Genomic DNA, 16,011 nt, shown 5'->3' with positions numbered 1-16,011 from the left:
AGTATTACTGGGCTTCAGACTTCGTCACGTTCTCGAGACGCGTCAGCTGCGTCGGATGCCCTACATATCCTTTCACCTTGCTCAACAGGACAATCGGCTCGAAGCGTTCGAACATCGGCAGCACCGCTGGCTTCTGTTCGACGAACATCTTCTGCATCTCGACATAGAGCTCGCCACGCTTCTTGGCGTCCGGCTCCATCGATGCCTTGGCCGTCAGAGCCGTCAACTCCGGGATGTCCCAGGCCGAGCGCCAGACGAAGTTGCCGGCATTGTTGGCTTCCTTAGAGTTGTCGGGATTGGAGGAGAACTGCTCCATCGAGCCGAGCACATTCGGCATATAGGCGCTGGTCTGCGGGATCAGCAGATCGAAATCCCTGGCGCGGTGGGCGGCGATGATTTCCGAGCCGTTGCCCTGCTGGATGTCGATCTTGATGCCGACCTGGGCAAGCGATGCCTGGATGGCGGTGGCAAGGTCGATGCGCGGCGTCTGCGCTATCGTCTTCAGCGTCAGCGAGAAGCCGTCCTTGAACCCTGCTTCGGCCAACAACTGCTTGGACTTTTCGACGTCGAGATGCCAGTCGGGGTTCGGGATCGCAGATTCGAAATTCTCCGGGACCGGAACGTTTCTCGCCCGCCCGTAGGGACCCATGATCGTCTTCTCGATGCCCTTATAGTCGATGCCATAGGCAATGGCCTCGCGCACCTTCGGGTTGGACAGGTACTGGTCGCCGGCATTCATCGACAGCACGTAAAAGCCGCCTGTCGGAATGCGCTGGATAGTAAAGCCCTGCTTGTCCTTGAAGGTCGCGAGGTCGGCGGCGGTCATGGCGCTGGCGATATCGATGTCACCGCGTTCGAGCATCAGCCGCTCGACCTGGCTTTCCGGAACATGCCGGACGATGACGCGCTTCATCTTCGGAGCGCCGGTGACATAATCCTTGTTGGCGTCGAGGATCACGAGTTCGTTCGGAGACCAGCGGTTCAGGGTGAATGGGCCGGAACCAGCCGAATGCGTGCGCATCCAAGCATTGCCGTAATCGTTGTCGACGACGTGCTTCTCGACTTCGAGGCTGTCGACGACGCTGGTGGTCGAGGTCGTCAGTCGGTAGAGCAGCATCTCGGCGGTCACCTGGCCGGAAAAATCAACGCGCACCGTCTTGTCGTCGACTGCGGTGACGAGCTTGTCGACATTGGTCTTGTCGTAGCCGACGCGTTTGAGGTTCGCGGCGGCAGCCTGGTCGAGCTTCAGAAGCCGCCCAATTGAATAGACGACGTCCTTCCCCGTCACCGGATTGCCGGAGGCGAAATTGGCCTGGCGCAGCGTGAAGGTGATGCCCTTGTCGTCCACCTTCCAGCTTTCAGCCAGCTGCGGCACGATCTTGCCATCCGGTGTGCTGTTGACCAGACGGTCGTAGAGGTTCGACATGATCTCGACCGCCTTGCCCTCGGTCGCCTGATGCGGATCGAGCGACAGGACCTGCGCCAGTGATGTCCCGATCACCAGCTGGTCCTTCGGCGTTGCGGCATGCGAGAGTGGTGCGGCGATAGTCAGCGCGCCGATGACGGCGCCGACGAACAGGCCTTTCGAAAAATGCTTCATTGTAACTCCTCCCTGGATTACTATAGAGGACATATTATGTCGTCCGTATGTCGTATTATGATTTATCGAAGTCCGATTTGATTTGCAAGACCGTGCGGAAGACGTGAGGCAAAGGAACTGGGGAAACGAGAATGACGACACTTGGCCGGGGCCGGCAAAGACTGGCGCAGCAGGTCATCGATCAATTGCGCGCGCAAATCGAGACGGGGAAATTGCGCGTCGGCGACCAGCTGCCGACCGAGCCGCAGCTCGAATCGACCTTCGGCGTCAGCCGCACCGTCGTGCGCGAGGCCATTGCGGATTTAAGGGCCGCTGGTTTCGTCCGGCCGATCCAGGGCAAAGGCGTGTTCGTCGCGGATCCGAAGGTTCATTCGGTCATGTCGCTGACGCCGGTGGAAATCAAAAGCATTCCGGAAACCCTGGAATTGCTGGAGTTCCGCATGGCTACCGAGGGTGAAGCGGCAGCGATTGCCGCCTATCGCCGCACCGCCGAGCAGGAAGCGGCGATCCGCGAAGCCAACCGCCGGATGGCGCAAATGATCGAAAGCGGACAGCAGACGGTCGAGGCCGATTATGCCTTTCACATGGCGATCGCGGCCGCCACCAACAACCGCTTTTATGTCGACGTGCTACGCCATTTCGGCCCGCGCGCCATCCCCCGTGGCCAGTTTCCGACGCTTCCGGAGGCCAACGACCGCGAATATCTGCAAAAGGTCTATGCCGAGCATGTGGAAATCCTGTCGGCGATCGCCGATCAGGACCCCGACCGTGCCCGCCAGGCGATGCGCGCGCATCTGCTGGCGAGCCAACGGCGTTATCGGATGCTGGCCGAACAGCAATAGGGCTCGACACCCTCAAAAATTCATATTATGTCATATGACATTGTTGGATTTAGAGAGGTCTCTGATGTATCTTGGAACACAGGTGGCAGCGCGCGACGATGACGATTATCGGATCTTCGCGCAATTGGGGGTGAAGCATATCAGTGCCGACCCGCCGGGACAGCCGAGCAGCTGGACGCTTGCCGATATCGAACGCCATCGCGACAAGGTCGAGAGCTTCGGCCTGATCCTCGACATGATCCAGCTGCCCCTGCCCTCGCAGCCGATCGAGAAGGCCTCCTATCCCGACATCCTGCTTGCCGGGCCTGAGCGTGACCGGCAGATCGATGCCGTTTGCCAGATGATCGAAGATGTCGCCGCGGCCGGCATTCCGGCGGTCAAATACAATCTCAACCTGATCGGCATTCCCCGCACGCCGGATGAACCGGGACGCGGCGGGTCGATGAATGCGAGCTTTCGCTGGGAGAAGACCGATCAGCAGGCTGCGCCCGGCCTTGCCGGCGTGCTCTCCGAAGACGAAAACTGGGAACGGATCGATTATTTCCTCGAACGCGTCGTGCCGGTCGCCGAGAGCAATCGCGTCCGGCTCGCCTGCCATCCGCACGATCCCTATACACCGCCCGGCTATCGCGGCGTCACACGCGTGCTCGGCACGGTGGAAGGGCTGAAGAAATTTGTGCAGATGCGCGAAAACCCCTATCACGGCCTCAATTTCTGCCAGGGCTCGGTCGGCGAGATGCTCGAAAATCCGCGCGAGGAGATCGACGACATCATTCGCTGGTTCGGAGAGCGCAACAAGATCTTCAACGTCCATTTCCGCAATATTCGCGGCGGCAAGCTGTCGTTCATGGAGACCTTCCCCGACGAGGGCGATATGGACATGGTCCGCTCGGCGAGGATCTACAAGGAAGTCGGCTACAAATACATGCTGATGCCAGACCATGTGCCGACCGTCAGCGGCAAGGACCCGTCCGCCACCGCGTTTGCCTTTTGTTACGGCTACATCGCGGCACTTCTGCAAGTGCTCGAGAGCGCCTGACACCATCGATTTTCAACACCTAAGGAATAGGACGTCATGATGAACCCGATTGAATTGAAGAAGGCCGTCGGCAGCGGTCTGCTCTCGTTTCCGGTGACGCATTTCAACGATGAACTCAAGTTCGACGAAGCGAAATACCGCCGTCATGTCGAATGGCTCGCCGGTTACGACGCCGCAGCCCTCTTCGCCGCCGGCGGCACCGGCGAATTCTTCTCCCTTAACCCGAGCGAGATCCCGCATGTCGTCAAAGCCGCCAAGGCCTCGGCCGGCAATACGCCGATCATCTCGGGAACCGGGTACGGTACGTCGCTCGCCATCGAGATCGCACAGGCGGCCGAGAAGGCCGGCGCGGACGGATTGCTGCTTCTGCCGCCCTATCTGATGTTTGCCGAGCAGGCCGGTCTGATCGCCCATGTCAAGGCGGTCTGCCAATCGGTCGGCATCGGCGTCATCGTCTATAACCGCGACAATGCCATCCTGACCGCCGATAGCATCGCCCGCCTGACGGAGGAATGCCCGAACCTGATCGGCTTCAAGGACGGCGTCGGCGACGTCGACAAGGTGATCGAGATCACCATACGGCTTGGCGATCGTCTGGTCTATGTCGGCGGCATGCCGACCCACGAGGTCTATGCTCAGGCCTATTTCGCCGCCGGCGTGACGACCTATTCCTCCGCCGTCTTCAACTTCGTGCCTGCGCTCGCCCAGCGCTTCTACGGCGCCCTGCGCATCGGCGATCAGGCGACCGTCAACGAGATCCTGAAGAGCTTCTTCTTCCCCTTCGTCGCCCTGCGCAACCGCAAGAAGGGCTATGCCGTCTCGATCATCAAGGCCGGGCTCCGCGTTCTCGGCCAAAACCCCGGCCCGGTTCGCCCGCCGCTGACGGATCTCACCCCGGAAGAACTAGCGATGCTGGAGAAGATCGTCGAGGCCAACGGCGTCGAACGGATCGCGGCGGAATAATACATCGCGAAATAGGCCGCCGGGGTGGCTCGGCGGCTGTCGGTTCGTGGGAATAGCTGCCCCTCACCCTAACCCTCTCCCCGCTCGCGGGGCGAGGGACGTGCCACACGAGACGTGGCGTGGAACGGAGAGGTCACGGCTTGTCCCTTCTCCCCGCGTGCGGGGAGAAGGTGGCGGCAGCCGGATGAGGGGCCGGTTTCGGCGATCTCCTGGGCTGAGGATTCGCTACAGCGCCACACCAGTGCCGCGGTCGAAAATATGCACCTGGTCGCTGGCGATGCTCGCCTCGAACACGGCGCCGTAGCGGGCGGGGTATTCGCCGTCGACGATCGCCGTCACCTGTTGTCCAGCAAGATCGAAGACCACATGGGTCTGGGCGCCCGTGGGTTCCACCAGCATCGTGCGGCCGGCGAGCGGTGTGCCGGCCGACAGGCCGGGAACGAGATGCTCGGGCCGAAGGCCGATAGTGACGGCCTGGCCGCGCCTGACCTTGCGGTCGGGCGCGATCCGGATCGCAGTGCCGTCGTCGAGACGAGCAGCCGGTTCACCGTCTTCGCCATCCACCGTGCCGTCGAGCATATTCATCGCCGGCGAACCGATGAAGGCGGCGACGAAAAGATTGGCCGGCTTCTTGTAAAGTTCGAGCGGTGTACCCGCCTGCTCCACCCTGCCATGATTGAGCACGACGATTCGATCGGCGAGCGTCATCGCCTCGATCTGGTCGTGGGTGACATAGATCGAGGTCGTCCGGACCTTCTGGTGCAGCGTCTTGATCTCCGAGCGCATCTGCACGCGCAGTTTCGCATCGAGGTTGGACAAGGGCTCGTCGAACAGGAAGACGGCCGGATCGCGCACGATGGCGCGGCCCATAGCGACGCGCTGGCGCTGGCCGCCGGAAAGCTGCGCCGGCTTGCGGTCGAGCAGTTTGGCGAGGTCGAGCATGCGGGCCGCTTCAGCGACGCGGGCCTCGATCTCCGGCTTGGCAACGCCGGCGAGCCTCAGATTGAAACCCATGTTTTCGGCGACCGTCATATGCGGATAAAGCGCATAGGACTGGAAGACCATGGCGATGTTGCGCTCGCGCGGCGTCATGGCGTTGACGACATTGCCGCCGATGGCAATCTCGCCGTCGGTGATTTCCTCGAGACCGGCGATCATTCGCAGCAGCGTCGACTTCCCACAGCCGGACGGGCCGACGAGCGCGACGAATTCGCCATCCTCGATATGAAGCGAAATGCCGTGGATGACGTCGACGGCGCCGTAGGCCTTGTTTACATCTGTCAGTTCAACGGATGCCATTGATGCAACTCCAACGGTTCGGCTCAGGACTTCACGGCGCCGGCAGTCAATCCGGCGATGATATGTCTCTGGGCGACAAAGAAAACGATGATCGTGGGAAGGATCGTGAGGGTGATGAAGGCCAGCACCAGCTGCCATTCCGTGCCGAATTCACCGCGATAGACCATGATGCCGAGCGGCCAGGGATATTTGGATTCCGAGTTCAGCATGATCAGCGGCAGGATGTAGCTGTTCCAGCTGCCGACGAAGGAAATGATGCTGACGGTGGCGACGATCGGCCGGGAAAGCGGCAGCGAGATATGCCAAAAGAACTTGAGGTAACCGCAGCCGTCGACGAAGGCCGCCTGAAACAATTCTTCCGGAAGATTGCGGAAATAGTTCCTGAACAGAAGGATGCTCATGCCGAGGCCGAAGGCGACCTGCGGCAGCACCACACCCCAATAGGTATTGAGCAGGCCGAGGTCGCGAATGCGGATGAAGAGCGGCAGGATCGCGGTGGCGGCCGGAAACATCAGCCCGAGCAGGAAATAATTGAGGAGGAAGGACGAGCCGAAGAAGCGGACATGGGCAAAGGCGAAAGCCGCCATCGACGAGACGATCAGCGTCAAAAGCACGGTCAGCGCCGCAATGACGAGCGAATTACCGATCTGCAGCCAATAGCGCTCGCCGAAGAGGATGTCGGTGTAGTTCGCCCATTGCCATTCCGTCGGCAGGCCGAAGGGATTGGTGCGGAGATCCCCCAGGGTCTTGAAGCCGCCGAGCGCCGTCGTCAGCAGCGGCACCAGCACGATCACCGCGATCAGACTCAGCGATACGTAGAGATAGATGCGGGTGGATGTCCTCATGCGGATGGAAGAGCTCATATCAGTCATGGCGCATGAAGATCCTTTTGTAACCGAAGGCGAGTGTCACGCAGATGATGAAGAGCACCACGCCGACGGCGCTGCCCAGACCCACCTGCATGCGCATGACACCGTAGGTATAGAGGAAGGTGACCATCGTCTGCGTCGAGTTCGACGGCCCGCCGCCAGTCAGCGGCATGATCATGTCGAAGAGCTGCAGGGAGCCGACGACGGCGAAGAAGATTGAAAGGCGCAGGGTGGAGCCGAGGAGCGGCAGCGTGACGTAGCGGAATTTCTGCCAGCCGGTGGCGCCGTCGATCTCGGCCGCCTCCAGCACGCTCTTGTCGACCGATTGCAGGCCGGCGATGAACAGCATCATGTGGAAGCCGAAATATTTCCAGACGATGACCCCGAGGATGGCATAGATCGCCAGTTCCTTGTCGGCGAGCACGTAAGGATTGGCGAAACCGAAGAAGTTGGAAATGGCGGCAAACAGGCCGTAGTCGCCATCATAGACAAAGCGCCAGATAAGGCCTGCGGCAACGTCGGCCAGCACATAGGGCAGGAAGAAGATCAGGCGGTAAGCGACGACACCGGGAATGCGGTGGGCCAGCATGGTGGCCAGCCAGATGGCGAGCGGCACCTGGATGCAGATCGAGATGACGATGATCAGGCCGTTATTGACGAGCGCCTGGGTAAACGCCGCGTTGCGGAACAGAACCTGGAAATTGCGGAGGGCGATGAACTCTGTCGACGTGCCGTAACCGTTCCACTTATAGAGGCTGTACCAGGCCGCCTCGCCCATCGGCATGATGACGAAGAGCGTGAAGAGCAGCAGCGCCGGTGGCAGAAACAGCAACAGCACGGTCAGGCGGTCGTGGGCGACCGAGCTCTTCCGGTTTGCGACTCGTCTTGCCGGCCTTGCGGCGCTCGGTGTCGATAGGACTGAGATATTGGCCATGGTTCCTGCTTTCGCATCTCGTCGGCAGCGGTGCCGGCGCTCCCGATTGGCAGGAGCGCCGGAAGGTTCTGCGGGCGCTGGTTATTGTTCCAGTTCGAAAGCATCCTGGATCATCTGGGTGCCGTCCTTGGAGTTCATCTGTCCGGAGACGATTTCCACCGAGACGTCGTTGACGACACGGCCGACGGCCGCACCGAGATCCTGGTCGAAGAAGTTTTGATGCCAGGTCGAACCCGCAAGCTGTTTGGCCGATTCGGCGAGCAGCGGGTTGACGACGCCGTCATCAGCGCCGACGGCAACAGGCAGGAGCATCCCGGCCTTGGCCATGGCCCGCTCGTTGTCCGCATTCGTCAGGAAAGCGAGGAAATCGATCGCTTCCTTGGAGGCCTTCTTGGTGAGCGCCCAGCCGTTCAGGCCACCAAGCGTATCGGTGGGCTTTCCGGCGCCGCCTTCAACCGTCGGGAAGACGAAACGGCCGATATTGTCGGGCGAAAGCCCCTTGCCGTCGCCGGCATTCTTGCGCTGGTTGGCCTCGGTCGCCTCGAAGCCGAGGATCATCGCCGCCTTGCCGTCGCCGAAAACGCCGAGCGTCTGCGGCCAGGTTGCGCCGAGATAGCCGGGCTGGAAAGGTTCGAGCTTGCCGAGCTCGGCGAGATCTTCGCCGGCCTTGATGATGGCCGGATCGAGGAAGCCTTCGCCCTCGCCCTTCTTGGCCGCGTCAAAGACCTTCTGGCCGCCTTCGCGCATGACGAGATAGCTCCAGTAGAAGTGGATCGGCCATTTCTCGCCGCCGCCGCCGGCGATCGGCACGATACCGGCCGCCTTGATCTTCTTCACCGCCTCAAGAAAATCGGTCCAGGTCTTGATGTCTTCGGCCTTGACGCCTGCCTTGGCAAACAGCGCCTTGTTATAGAAGAAGCTCACCAGGCCGACCTTGTAGGGGATCGCCCAGGTCTTGCCGTCGAAGGTCAGGCCGTCGACCGAGGCCGGCGTATAGGCCTTGCGCAGCTTGCCGCCATCGGCATCGAGAGCTGCCGTCACATCCTGCAGCGCGCCGGTCTCGGACTGCTGCTTCAGGACCCCGCCGCCCCAGCTGAAAAAGAAATCCGGGACGTCGTCAGACTGCAGCAGCGTGGGAAGCTTGGCCTTGAAGGCCTCGTTTTCGAGAAACTGCATCTGGATGTCCACGTCGGGATGCTGGGCTTCGTATTTCTTGACGATGTCTTCCCAGGCGGCGACGTTCTTCGGATCGGTTTCGAGATGCAGCCACTTGACCACCGTCGCCGCCGAGGCGGCCCCGGCTCCGGCCAGCAACATGCCGGCTGCCGCGGCCATGGATACAATGCGCCTGCCGCCGAGACCGGCGTTCTTCAGCATGAAATGCATGATCTTCCTCCCAGGGGACCTATCCTCACAATTTTTCCCCAATGCGGATTAATTCAGCGGACCTTGTGCCGGATGTCAACCCAACGCGTTAATTTTTGCCAAATTCGCTTGACAGCCCCGTGGAATTGCCTGCTATTTAATTCGTAACCCGTTATAAATATTGGCTTCAGCCAACCAAACGACTGCCGGCACATTTTCATGAAGACTGCAGATCCAGAATTGATGCGCGCGATCAATCGCTTGAACGTGCTCGATACCATCCGGCGCCATGGCCCGATCTCGCGCATCGAAATCAGCGAGCGGACGGAGCTGTCGACGACAACCGTCTCGGCCATCACCGCCTCGCTGCTCGATGACGGGCTGATCCTGCCGCGGCATGAGGGCGATATCCGCAATGAGGCGGTGCGCGGCAGGCCGCGCGTGGCGCTGGAACTCAATCCCGACGCCGCCCGCGTCGTCGGCGGCAAGATCGCCGCCAGCCGCATGGTGTTCGTCGTCACCAATTTCCGCGGCGACGTGCTGTCGAAGCTGGCTTTGCCGATCCGCATCGACCGGCAGCCGATCGGCGTCATCGCCGACCTCGTCGAGGACGGCGTCCGTCGTTGCGTCGTCGATGCCGGCCTGTCGCTCGAAGATATCGACAGCATCTGCCTCGGCTTTCCCGGCGTCGTCGAGCACCGCACCGGTTACATCAGAAGCAGCCCGATCTTTCGCGACATCAATGTCGATTTCGCCGCCGAGATGTCGACGCGGCTGTCGACGCCGACCATCGTCGAAAGCGACGCCCATGCCATCACGCTCGGCCACCACTGGTTCGGGAAGGCCCGCGATCTTGAGGACATGGTGCTGATTTCGCTGGAACAGACACTCGGTCTCGGCGTGCTGCACGGCAACCGCCTGTTCCGCGGCGCCGGCGGTCTCAGCCATAACCTCGGCGACCTTGTCCTCGGCATGGGACCGAACGGCGCAGTGCGGCTCTTCAGCCAGGCCGGCGAAAGCGCCATCCTCGGCGAACATCAGGCGGACGGCCGTTTTGCCGAAGCCATCCGCCTCGGGCGCGGCATGACCCATGCCCAAGCGCTGATCAAGGCCGACGACCGGCTGATCGCCTCTGCCATCCGCGCCGGCGAAGCTATCGGATTAACCATCGCCAATATCGTCACGCTTTTTGCGCCGCCGCGGGTCATTCTCGTCGGCTCCAGCCTGGCGCTCGGCGCCCCCTTCTTGAACAGCCTGCGCGACGCCTATGCGCTTGCCATTCCGCCCTCGCTCAAGGGGGTCAGCGAACTCGTCTTCGACGATTCGAGCGATGATTTCTGGGCGCAGGGTGCCGCAGCCGTTGCGCTCTACGAACTCTACGAATCGCCCTGGAGCACCACCGGGCCGGCGCTCTGAGGAGCGCATACTCAAGATCAATGGAGGAATTCATGGACAAAGTCGGTATCGGCATCATCGGATGCGGCAATATTTCAGGCGCCTATCTCACGGCGATGGCATCCTTCCCCATTCTCGACATTCGCGGCGTCGCCGATCTCAACCGGGAACTGGCAGAGGCGAAGGCTGTCGAATTCAACGTGCCCGTCAAGTCCGTCGAGGAACTCCTCGCCGATCCGAAGGTCGAAATCATCGTCAATCTGACCATCCCGAAAGCCCATGTCGCCGTCGCGCTGCAGGCGCTCGATGCCGGCAAGCATACCTATTCGGAAAAGCCGCTCGGGATTAATTTCGCGGAAGGGAAAAAATTGGCGGAGGCGGCCAGGGAGCGGAATCTGCGTATCGGCGCTGCCCCCGACACCTTCCTCGGCGGCGGCCATCAGACGGCGCGCGCCCTGGTCGATCAGGGCGTCATCGGCCAGCCGGTCGGCGGCTCGGCCACCTTCATGTGCCCGGGCCATGAGCGCTGGCATCCGAACCCCGCCTTCTATTACGAGGTGGGCGGCGGGCCGATGCTCGATATGGGGCCTTATTACATCACCGATCTCGTCAATCTTCTCGGGCCGGTTTCTCAGGTGGCCGGTTTTGCGACGACGCCGCGGACCGAGCGGCTCATCACCAGCGAGCCGCGCAACGGCGAGCGCATTCCCGTGCACGTGCCGACCCATGTCGCCGGCATGATGGCTTTTGCCAACGGCGCCGTCGTCCAGATCGCCATGAGCTTCGATGTCGCCGGCCACAAACACGTGCCGCTCGAAGTTTACGGAACCGAGGGCACGCTTCTTGTGCCCGATCCCAACAAGTTCGCCGGCCCTGTCGAATATCTGAAGAAGGGCGGTGCTTTCGAGGACCAGCCGGTCACCGCGCCCTATGCCGACGGCAATTATCGCTCGCTCGGCGTCGCCGACATGGCGCATGCGATCCGCTCCAACCGGCCGCATCGCGCCAATGGCGAACTGGCGCTGCACGTGCTCGAAGTCATGGAAGTCTTCCACACAGCGTCTGAGACCGGGCGGACGGTGACGATCACCACGGCGACCGAGCGCCCTGCCCCCTTGTCCGATTCCATCGTCGACGGACGGCTGGCGAAATAATTTCAGGAGGAAAGAGAATGCGTGAAGCACTGATCGTCTGGGGCGGCTGGAGCGGGCATGAGCCGCAGGAATGCGCCGAAATCATCAAGGCCATGCTCGAGGAGGACGGCTTCAAGGTCTATCTCGAACACGGCACCGAGGCGCTTGCCGACCCTTCCGTCCATGATCTCAGCCTCGTCGTGCCGATCATGACGATGTCGAAGATCGAGAAGGAGGAGGTCAAGAACCTCGCCGCCGCGATCGAAAGCGGCGTCGGCATCGCCGGTTACCATGGCGGCGCCGGCGATGCCTTCCGCGACTCCGTCGACTATCAGTTCATCATCGGCGGCCAGTGGGTGGCCCATCCCGGCAACATTATCGACTACACCGTCAACATCACCCGCCCCGACGATCCACTGATGGAGGGGATTGCCGACTTCCCCTATAGGTCAGAGCAATATTACATGCATGTCGACCCCTCGAACGAGGTCCTGGCGACGACCAGGTTTAGCGGCGAACACGCCTACTGGATCGACGGCGTCGTCATGCCGGTCGTCTGGAAGCGCAAATACGGCAAAGGGCGCGTGTTCTATTCCTCGCTCGGCCACCAGGCCAAGGAGTTCGACGTGCCCGAGATGAAGACCATCTTCCGCCGCGGCGCCAATTGGGCAGCGCGGTGAGATAAGGCTGTTCGGTTCGTGGGTTTGGCCTGCCCCTCATCCGGCTGCCGCCACCTTCTCCCCGCTTGAGGGGCGAAGGGACCATGCCGCAACCTCCCCATTCCTCTCCGACCTCTCGCGAGGCAGGTCCCCTCGCCCCGTTTACGGGGAGAGGGCTAGGGTGAGGGGCAAGCGGCGATCTCAGCGCAAAATCAACGCCGTACCATAAAGTCCTAATGCAAAAACCGTATGCGCCAGCAGATTGAAACACCGCACCTTCATCGGCTTTGGATGTTTCGAAGCAGCCGAGCCTAGGCCGAGGCCCGGCTGCAGCAGGAACCACCCTGCCCCGACGGTGACGATGCCGAAGATCCAGGCGGGAAGAAATGTCGGTGCGGCGAACCATCCCTCTCCCATGATGAGCGCAAAGATCACCCCATAGAGGATGCCGACGACGTAATGGCTGATCCAGCCGAGAGCGAGTTCATTCGCGTAAGGCGCAGCATCGGCAATGCTGTCATGAAAGACCTTGCCGCGGCCGAGATGCCAGAACCAGCGGCCGACCGGCGCCCAATTGGCGGGCGGCTGACCGAAGAACTTGGCAAGCACAATTGCCCAGAGGTCCATGAGGATGGTTGCGCCGGCGCCGATCGCCAGGCCGCGCCATAAAATATCGAACATCGGGAATCACCGGAGAGCGTTTTGATAGAGGCGCCAGAGAACCATTGCAGAGGCGCTTGCGCAATGGTTTCGGCATGACATTCGCCGAGACATTGCGGCCAAGAGGCGCCGTCGATGGGGCAACTGCTCCATCATCCGCAAAAAGGCATCGGTGCGGCCGCAAATTGATGCTTTTCGCAGGTAGCGTTATTCCCTACTCACTGTCTCGAACGGCAATGAGAGGCGAACGGCAATGACAGTGCCATTTTACTGGAACGAACTGGTCAGCGACGACTTCGCGGGATTGTCTGCGGACACCACGATCGCCATCCTGCCGATCGCCTCGACCGAGCAGCACGGGCCGCATCTACCTGTTGCTACCGACGTCGCTATCGCAACCGGCATGCTTGCCGAGTTGCGGAAGCAGAAGCCCGCCGATCTCGATTGCCTGGTGCTGCCGACGCAGGAAATCGGCAAGGCCAATGAACATATTTACGGGCCGGGAACCCTGTCGCTTGGCGCCGAACTGCTCATTCCGGTTTGGACCGCGATCGGCTCAAAGGTTGCCGAAGCAGGCATCCGCAAAATGGTGATCGTCAATTCGCATGGCGGCAATGTCGATATCATGAGCATCGTCGCGCGCGAGCTGCGCGTGCGCTACGCGATGGCCGTCGTCTCCACGCAATGGGGCCGCTTCGGCCATCCCGAGGGCATGATCGGCGACCATGAGCTGAAATACGGCATCCATGGCGGCGAGGTGGAAACCTCGCTGATGCTCCATTTCCGACCTGATCTGGTGCGAATGGAGAAGGCGCAGAATTTCACCTCCAAGGCGGAATGGATGCGCGACCAATCGAAATACCTTCAGCCGCTGCCGCCGCATTCCCTCGCCTGGATCGCCCACGACCTCAATCCCAACGGCGTCGTCGGCGACGCGTCGCTCGGGACGTCAGAAAAGGGCGAAGCAATCTGCCGCCATCAGGTCAGGGGCTTTATCGAGCTGCTCTACGACCTGAAGCGTTACCCGCTTTCCAATCTCTACTCGAAGTAAGGCGATGCGGTGGCTCACATGGCGGCGGAAGCATAGGCCGCGATGTGACCCTTGGCCTGCAGCTCCTGCACCAGGCCGGCCAGTTCGGCCAGGAGGTACTCGACGAACAGGCTGGTGGCGGAATCAAGCGGCGCGCGGGCGCGGGCAAAAAGCTTCATCGGCTGATGGCGCGCATGCGGCTCAGCGATCGGCCGGAAGACCAGTTCGCCCTGTCGGCATTCGGTGATGACATCAAGCGGGTTCAGGATCGTCAGCCCCGCCCCCGATTTGACCAGTTTCTTCAGCATCTCCGAGGCATTAGTTTCGAGCACCGGTTCGACATGCACGTCGAGGCGCGCCAGGGCCAGATTGATCACGTCGCGCAGGCTGGTCCCCTGCTGCGCCAGCACCAGGCGCTCCTGGACGATATCGGCGAGGTTGATCGGGCCGGGGCCGATCAGATGATGGCCGGGCGGCAGGACCACGCCGATCGGTATGTCGAAATTGCCGAGGGTGCGGATGCCGGGCGTTGCCGGAATATTGAAGCCGAGCCCAATATCCACCTCACCTGAAAGCACCGGGTTAACCGTCATCGTGCCGGCGTCGTTGCGCAATTGCATGAAGACGCGCGGATGTTCCGACTGGAACCGCGCGATGATCTCAGGCAGCGGCCCGGCCGCAAGGCCGACCGTCGTCACCAGCCGGACCTTGCCCGCCTGCTGCATCTTCAGGCTGCGAATGCGTCCCTCCAGCCGTTCGTAATTCTTCAGCACCTCGCGAATATGTTCGATGCAGAGCTCGCCGGCGGCCGTCAGGCGCAGCCCGCGCGGCAGGCGCTCGAACAGCGGCGCACCCATTTCCTCCTCCAGTGCGAGAATTTGCCGGTTGATCGCCGAAGACGCCACATTCAGCCGTGCCGCTGCCTTGCGGATCGAGCCCGATCGCGCGATCTCGTTGATATAGAGAAGCTTTCTGGAGTGCAGCATCAGGACCTCGTTGCACAAAAATCAAGCACGCAGCGTAAATTAGGCACAGGCTTTGGGTGAGATGCCGAAAAGGCATCGTTGCGCACGAAATTTGATGCTTTTCAAAGAGCAAAGCAACCGCTCCTATGAAGAAAATCCGACGTCATCGCAGACGCCGAGAACTCCGAAGGGGAACGCTGATCATGCCCAATGTACTGAAGAATACGGTTTCCGCACTCATCGGCCTTGGCGGCATGTTCGCCGCCGCCGTCTCGGCCCATGGCGCCGACAAAGTCAGCTATGGCACGAACTGGCTGGCGCAGGCCGAGCATGGCGGCTTCTACCAGGCCGTGGCCGATGGCACCTATGCCAAATACGGCCTCGACGTCACCATCGTGCAGGGCGGTCCGAACGCCGCCAACAGCGCGCTTCTGATCTCCGGCAAGATCGATTTCTACATGGGTGGGCCGCAGGGCGAGATCTCGGCCGTCGAGCAGGGTATTCCGCTCGTCGATGTCGCGGCAATCTTCCAGAAGGATCCGCAGGTGCTGATTGCACATCCCGATGCCGGCATCGAGAAATTCGAAGATCTCGCGAAGCTCAAGACTCTGTTCCTCGGCAAGGACGGCTATCTCACCTATTTCGAGTGGATGAAGGCGAACTTCAAAGGCTTCAGGGACGAGCAGTACAAGCCCTACAATTTCAGCCCGGCGCCCTTCCTTGCCGACAAGGATTCGGCACAGCAGGGCTACCTTACCTCGGAACCCTACGAGATCCAGAAGCAGGCCGGATTCGAACCGAAAGTCTTCCTGCTCGCAGACAACGGCTACTCTCCCTATTCGACGATGATCACCACCACACAAGCGATGATCGACAGTAAGCCGGATGTCGTCCAGCGCTTCGTCGATGCCTCGATCGAAGGCTGGTACCACTATCTCTATGGCGACAACGCGAAGGCCAATGAGCTGATCAAGAAGGACAATCCCGAAATGACGGATGGTCAGATCGCCTACTCTATCGCCAAGATGAAGGAATACGGCATCATTGAATCCGGCGACAGCCTCGACAAGGGCATCGGCTGCCTGACCGAGGCGCATTACAAGGCCTTCTTCGACGAAATGGTAGCGATCAAGGTGTTCAAGCCGGAGACGGATTACACCAAGGCCTTCACGACGAAATTCGTCTGCAAAGGCACCGGAATGGCGATGAAGAAGTAAGCCGCAGACGCCGCCTGCGATCCGCCGCCAACACGGCGGAT

The 16,011-nt window shown here is 61.1% G+C and carries 15 protein-coding genes; 8 read left to right on the top strand and 7 right to left on the bottom strand.

The features are described from left to right. Positions 1 to 4: 4 nt before the first annotated feature. Positions 5 to 1,600 carry an ABC transporter substrate-binding protein gene (locus FHT70_RS16905; RefSeq protein WP_183703211.1) on the bottom strand — a complete coding sequence of 532 codons (1,596 nt, stop codon included), beginning with the start codon at positions 1,598 to 1,600 and terminating at the stop codon, positions 5 to 7. Positions 1,601 to 1,731: 131 nt separating this feature from the next. On the opposite strand from FHT70_RS16905, the gene FHT70_RS16900 reads away from it, so the two are divergent. The 3 genes from FHT70_RS16900 to kdgD all read left to right on the top strand — a co-directional run bounded on the left by FHT70_RS16900 (position 1,732) and on the right by kdgD (position 4,444). Continuing rightward, positions 1,732 to 2,442, top strand: a complete 711-nt coding sequence (locus FHT70_RS16900; RefSeq protein WP_183703209.1) for a FadR/GntR family transcriptional regulator — start codon at positions 1,732 to 1,734, stop codon at positions 2,440 to 2,442. Between the two features lie 64 nt (positions 2,443 to 2,506). Next, positions 2,507 to 3,481 carry a mannonate dehydratase gene (locus FHT70_RS16895; protein ID WP_085778121.1) on the top strand — a complete coding sequence of 325 codons (975 nt, stop codon included), beginning with the start codon at positions 2,507 to 2,509 and terminating at the stop codon, positions 3,479 to 3,481. Positions 3,482 to 3,517: 36 nt separating this feature from the next. Next, a complete protein-coding gene (kdgD, locus tag FHT70_RS16890) occupies positions 3,518 to 4,444 on the top strand; it encodes a 5-dehydro-4-deoxyglucarate dehydratase (RefSeq protein WP_183703207.1) in 927 nt (308 codons plus the stop codon). A 225-nt stretch (positions 4,445 to 4,669) separates the two neighbouring features. Here the strand turns inward: kdgD and ugpC are convergent, their stop codons facing one another. The 4 genes from ugpC to FHT70_RS16870 all read right to left on the bottom strand — a co-directional run bounded on the left by ugpC (position 4,670) and on the right by FHT70_RS16870 (position 8,932). Further along, positions 4,670 to 5,743 carry a sn-glycerol-3-phosphate ABC transporter ATP-binding protein UgpC gene (gene ugpC, locus FHT70_RS16885; RefSeq protein ID WP_183703205.1) on the bottom strand — a complete coding sequence of 358 codons (1,074 nt, stop codon included), beginning with the start codon at positions 5,741 to 5,743 and terminating at the stop codon, positions 4,670 to 4,672. A gap of 23 nt (positions 5,744 to 5,766) precedes the next feature. After that, the gene (locus FHT70_RS16880) at positions 5,767 to 6,615 is read right to left on the bottom strand and encodes a carbohydrate ABC transporter permease (RefSeq protein WP_183703203.1); all 849 of its coding nucleotides are present in this window, start codon (positions 6,613 to 6,615) and stop codon (positions 5,767 to 5,769) included. Then, positions 6,608 to 7,546: a sugar ABC transporter permease gene (locus tag FHT70_RS16875; protein ID WP_183703201.1), complete on the bottom strand. Its 939-nt coding sequence runs from the start codon at positions 7,544 to 7,546 to the stop codon at positions 6,608 to 6,610. Before FHT70_RS16875 ends, FHT70_RS16880 begins: the two co-directional genes overlap by 8 nt. A gap of 81 nt (positions 7,547 to 7,627) precedes the next feature. Beyond that, a complete protein-coding gene (locus tag FHT70_RS16870; protein ID WP_183703197.1) occupies positions 7,628 to 8,932 on the bottom strand; it encodes an extracellular solute-binding protein in 1,305 nt (434 codons plus the stop codon). 198 nt (positions 8,933 to 9,130) lie between these two features. Between FHT70_RS16870 and FHT70_RS16865 the strand changes: the two genes are divergently transcribed. Genes FHT70_RS16865 through FHT70_RS16855 form a run of 3 tightly spaced genes read left to right on the top strand, consistent with a single transcriptional unit; the run spans position 9,131 to position 12,119 of the window. Then, the gene (locus FHT70_RS16865; protein WP_183703195.1) at positions 9,131 to 10,327 is read left to right on the top strand and encodes an ROK family transcriptional regulator; all 1,197 of its coding nucleotides are present in this window, start codon (positions 9,131 to 9,133) and stop codon (positions 10,325 to 10,327) included. 32 nt (positions 10,328 to 10,359) lie between these two features. After that, positions 10,360 to 11,460: a Gfo/Idh/MocA family oxidoreductase gene (locus tag FHT70_RS16860; protein ID WP_183703192.1), complete on the top strand. Its 1,101-nt coding sequence runs from the start codon at positions 10,360 to 10,362 to the stop codon at positions 11,458 to 11,460. A 17-nt stretch (positions 11,461 to 11,477) separates the two neighbouring features. Next, positions 11,478 to 12,119: a ThuA domain-containing protein gene (locus tag FHT70_RS16855; RefSeq protein WP_183703188.1), complete on the top strand. Its 642-nt coding sequence runs from the start codon at positions 11,478 to 11,480 to the stop codon at positions 12,117 to 12,119. Between the two features lie 180 nt (positions 12,120 to 12,299). Here FHT70_RS16855 and FHT70_RS16850 read toward each other — a convergent pair whose 3' ends face one another. Continuing rightward, the gene (locus FHT70_RS16850) at positions 12,300 to 12,779 is read right to left on the bottom strand and encodes a DUF2938 domain-containing protein (RefSeq protein WP_183703185.1); all 480 of its coding nucleotides are present in this window, start codon (positions 12,777 to 12,779) and stop codon (positions 12,300 to 12,302) included. A gap of 232 nt (positions 12,780 to 13,011) precedes the next feature. On the opposite strand from FHT70_RS16850, the gene FHT70_RS16845 reads away from it, so the two are divergent. Further along, the gene (locus FHT70_RS16845; RefSeq protein ID WP_183703182.1) at positions 13,012 to 13,809 is read left to right on the top strand and encodes a creatininase family protein; all 798 of its coding nucleotides are present in this window, start codon (positions 13,012 to 13,014) and stop codon (positions 13,807 to 13,809) included. Positions 13,810 to 13,823: 14 nt separating this feature from the next. Here FHT70_RS16845 and FHT70_RS16840 read toward each other — a convergent pair whose 3' ends face one another. Then, on the bottom strand, positions 13,824 to 14,774 hold the full coding sequence (locus tag FHT70_RS16840; protein WP_085778110.1) for a LysR family transcriptional regulator: 951 nt from the start codon (positions 14,772 to 14,774) through the stop codon (positions 13,824 to 13,826). A 182-nt stretch (positions 14,775 to 14,956) separates the two neighbouring features. On the opposite strand from FHT70_RS16840, the gene FHT70_RS16835 reads away from it, so the two are divergent. Further along, positions 14,957 to 15,970: an ABC transporter substrate-binding protein gene (locus FHT70_RS16835; protein ID WP_183703179.1), complete on the top strand. Its 1,014-nt coding sequence runs from the start codon at positions 14,957 to 14,959 to the stop codon at positions 15,968 to 15,970. Positions 15,971 to 16,011: the final 41 nt, after the last annotated feature.

It is taken from the genome of Rhizobium sp. BK049 (genome assembly GCF_014193135.1).
In the GTDB taxonomy this organism is placed as follows: Bacteria; Pseudomonadota; Alphaproteobacteria; order Rhizobiales; family Rhizobiaceae; genus Rhizobium.
The sequence above is the reverse complement of the archived record's forward strand: the minus strand, read 5'-3'. Positions and strand labels throughout refer to the sequence as shown.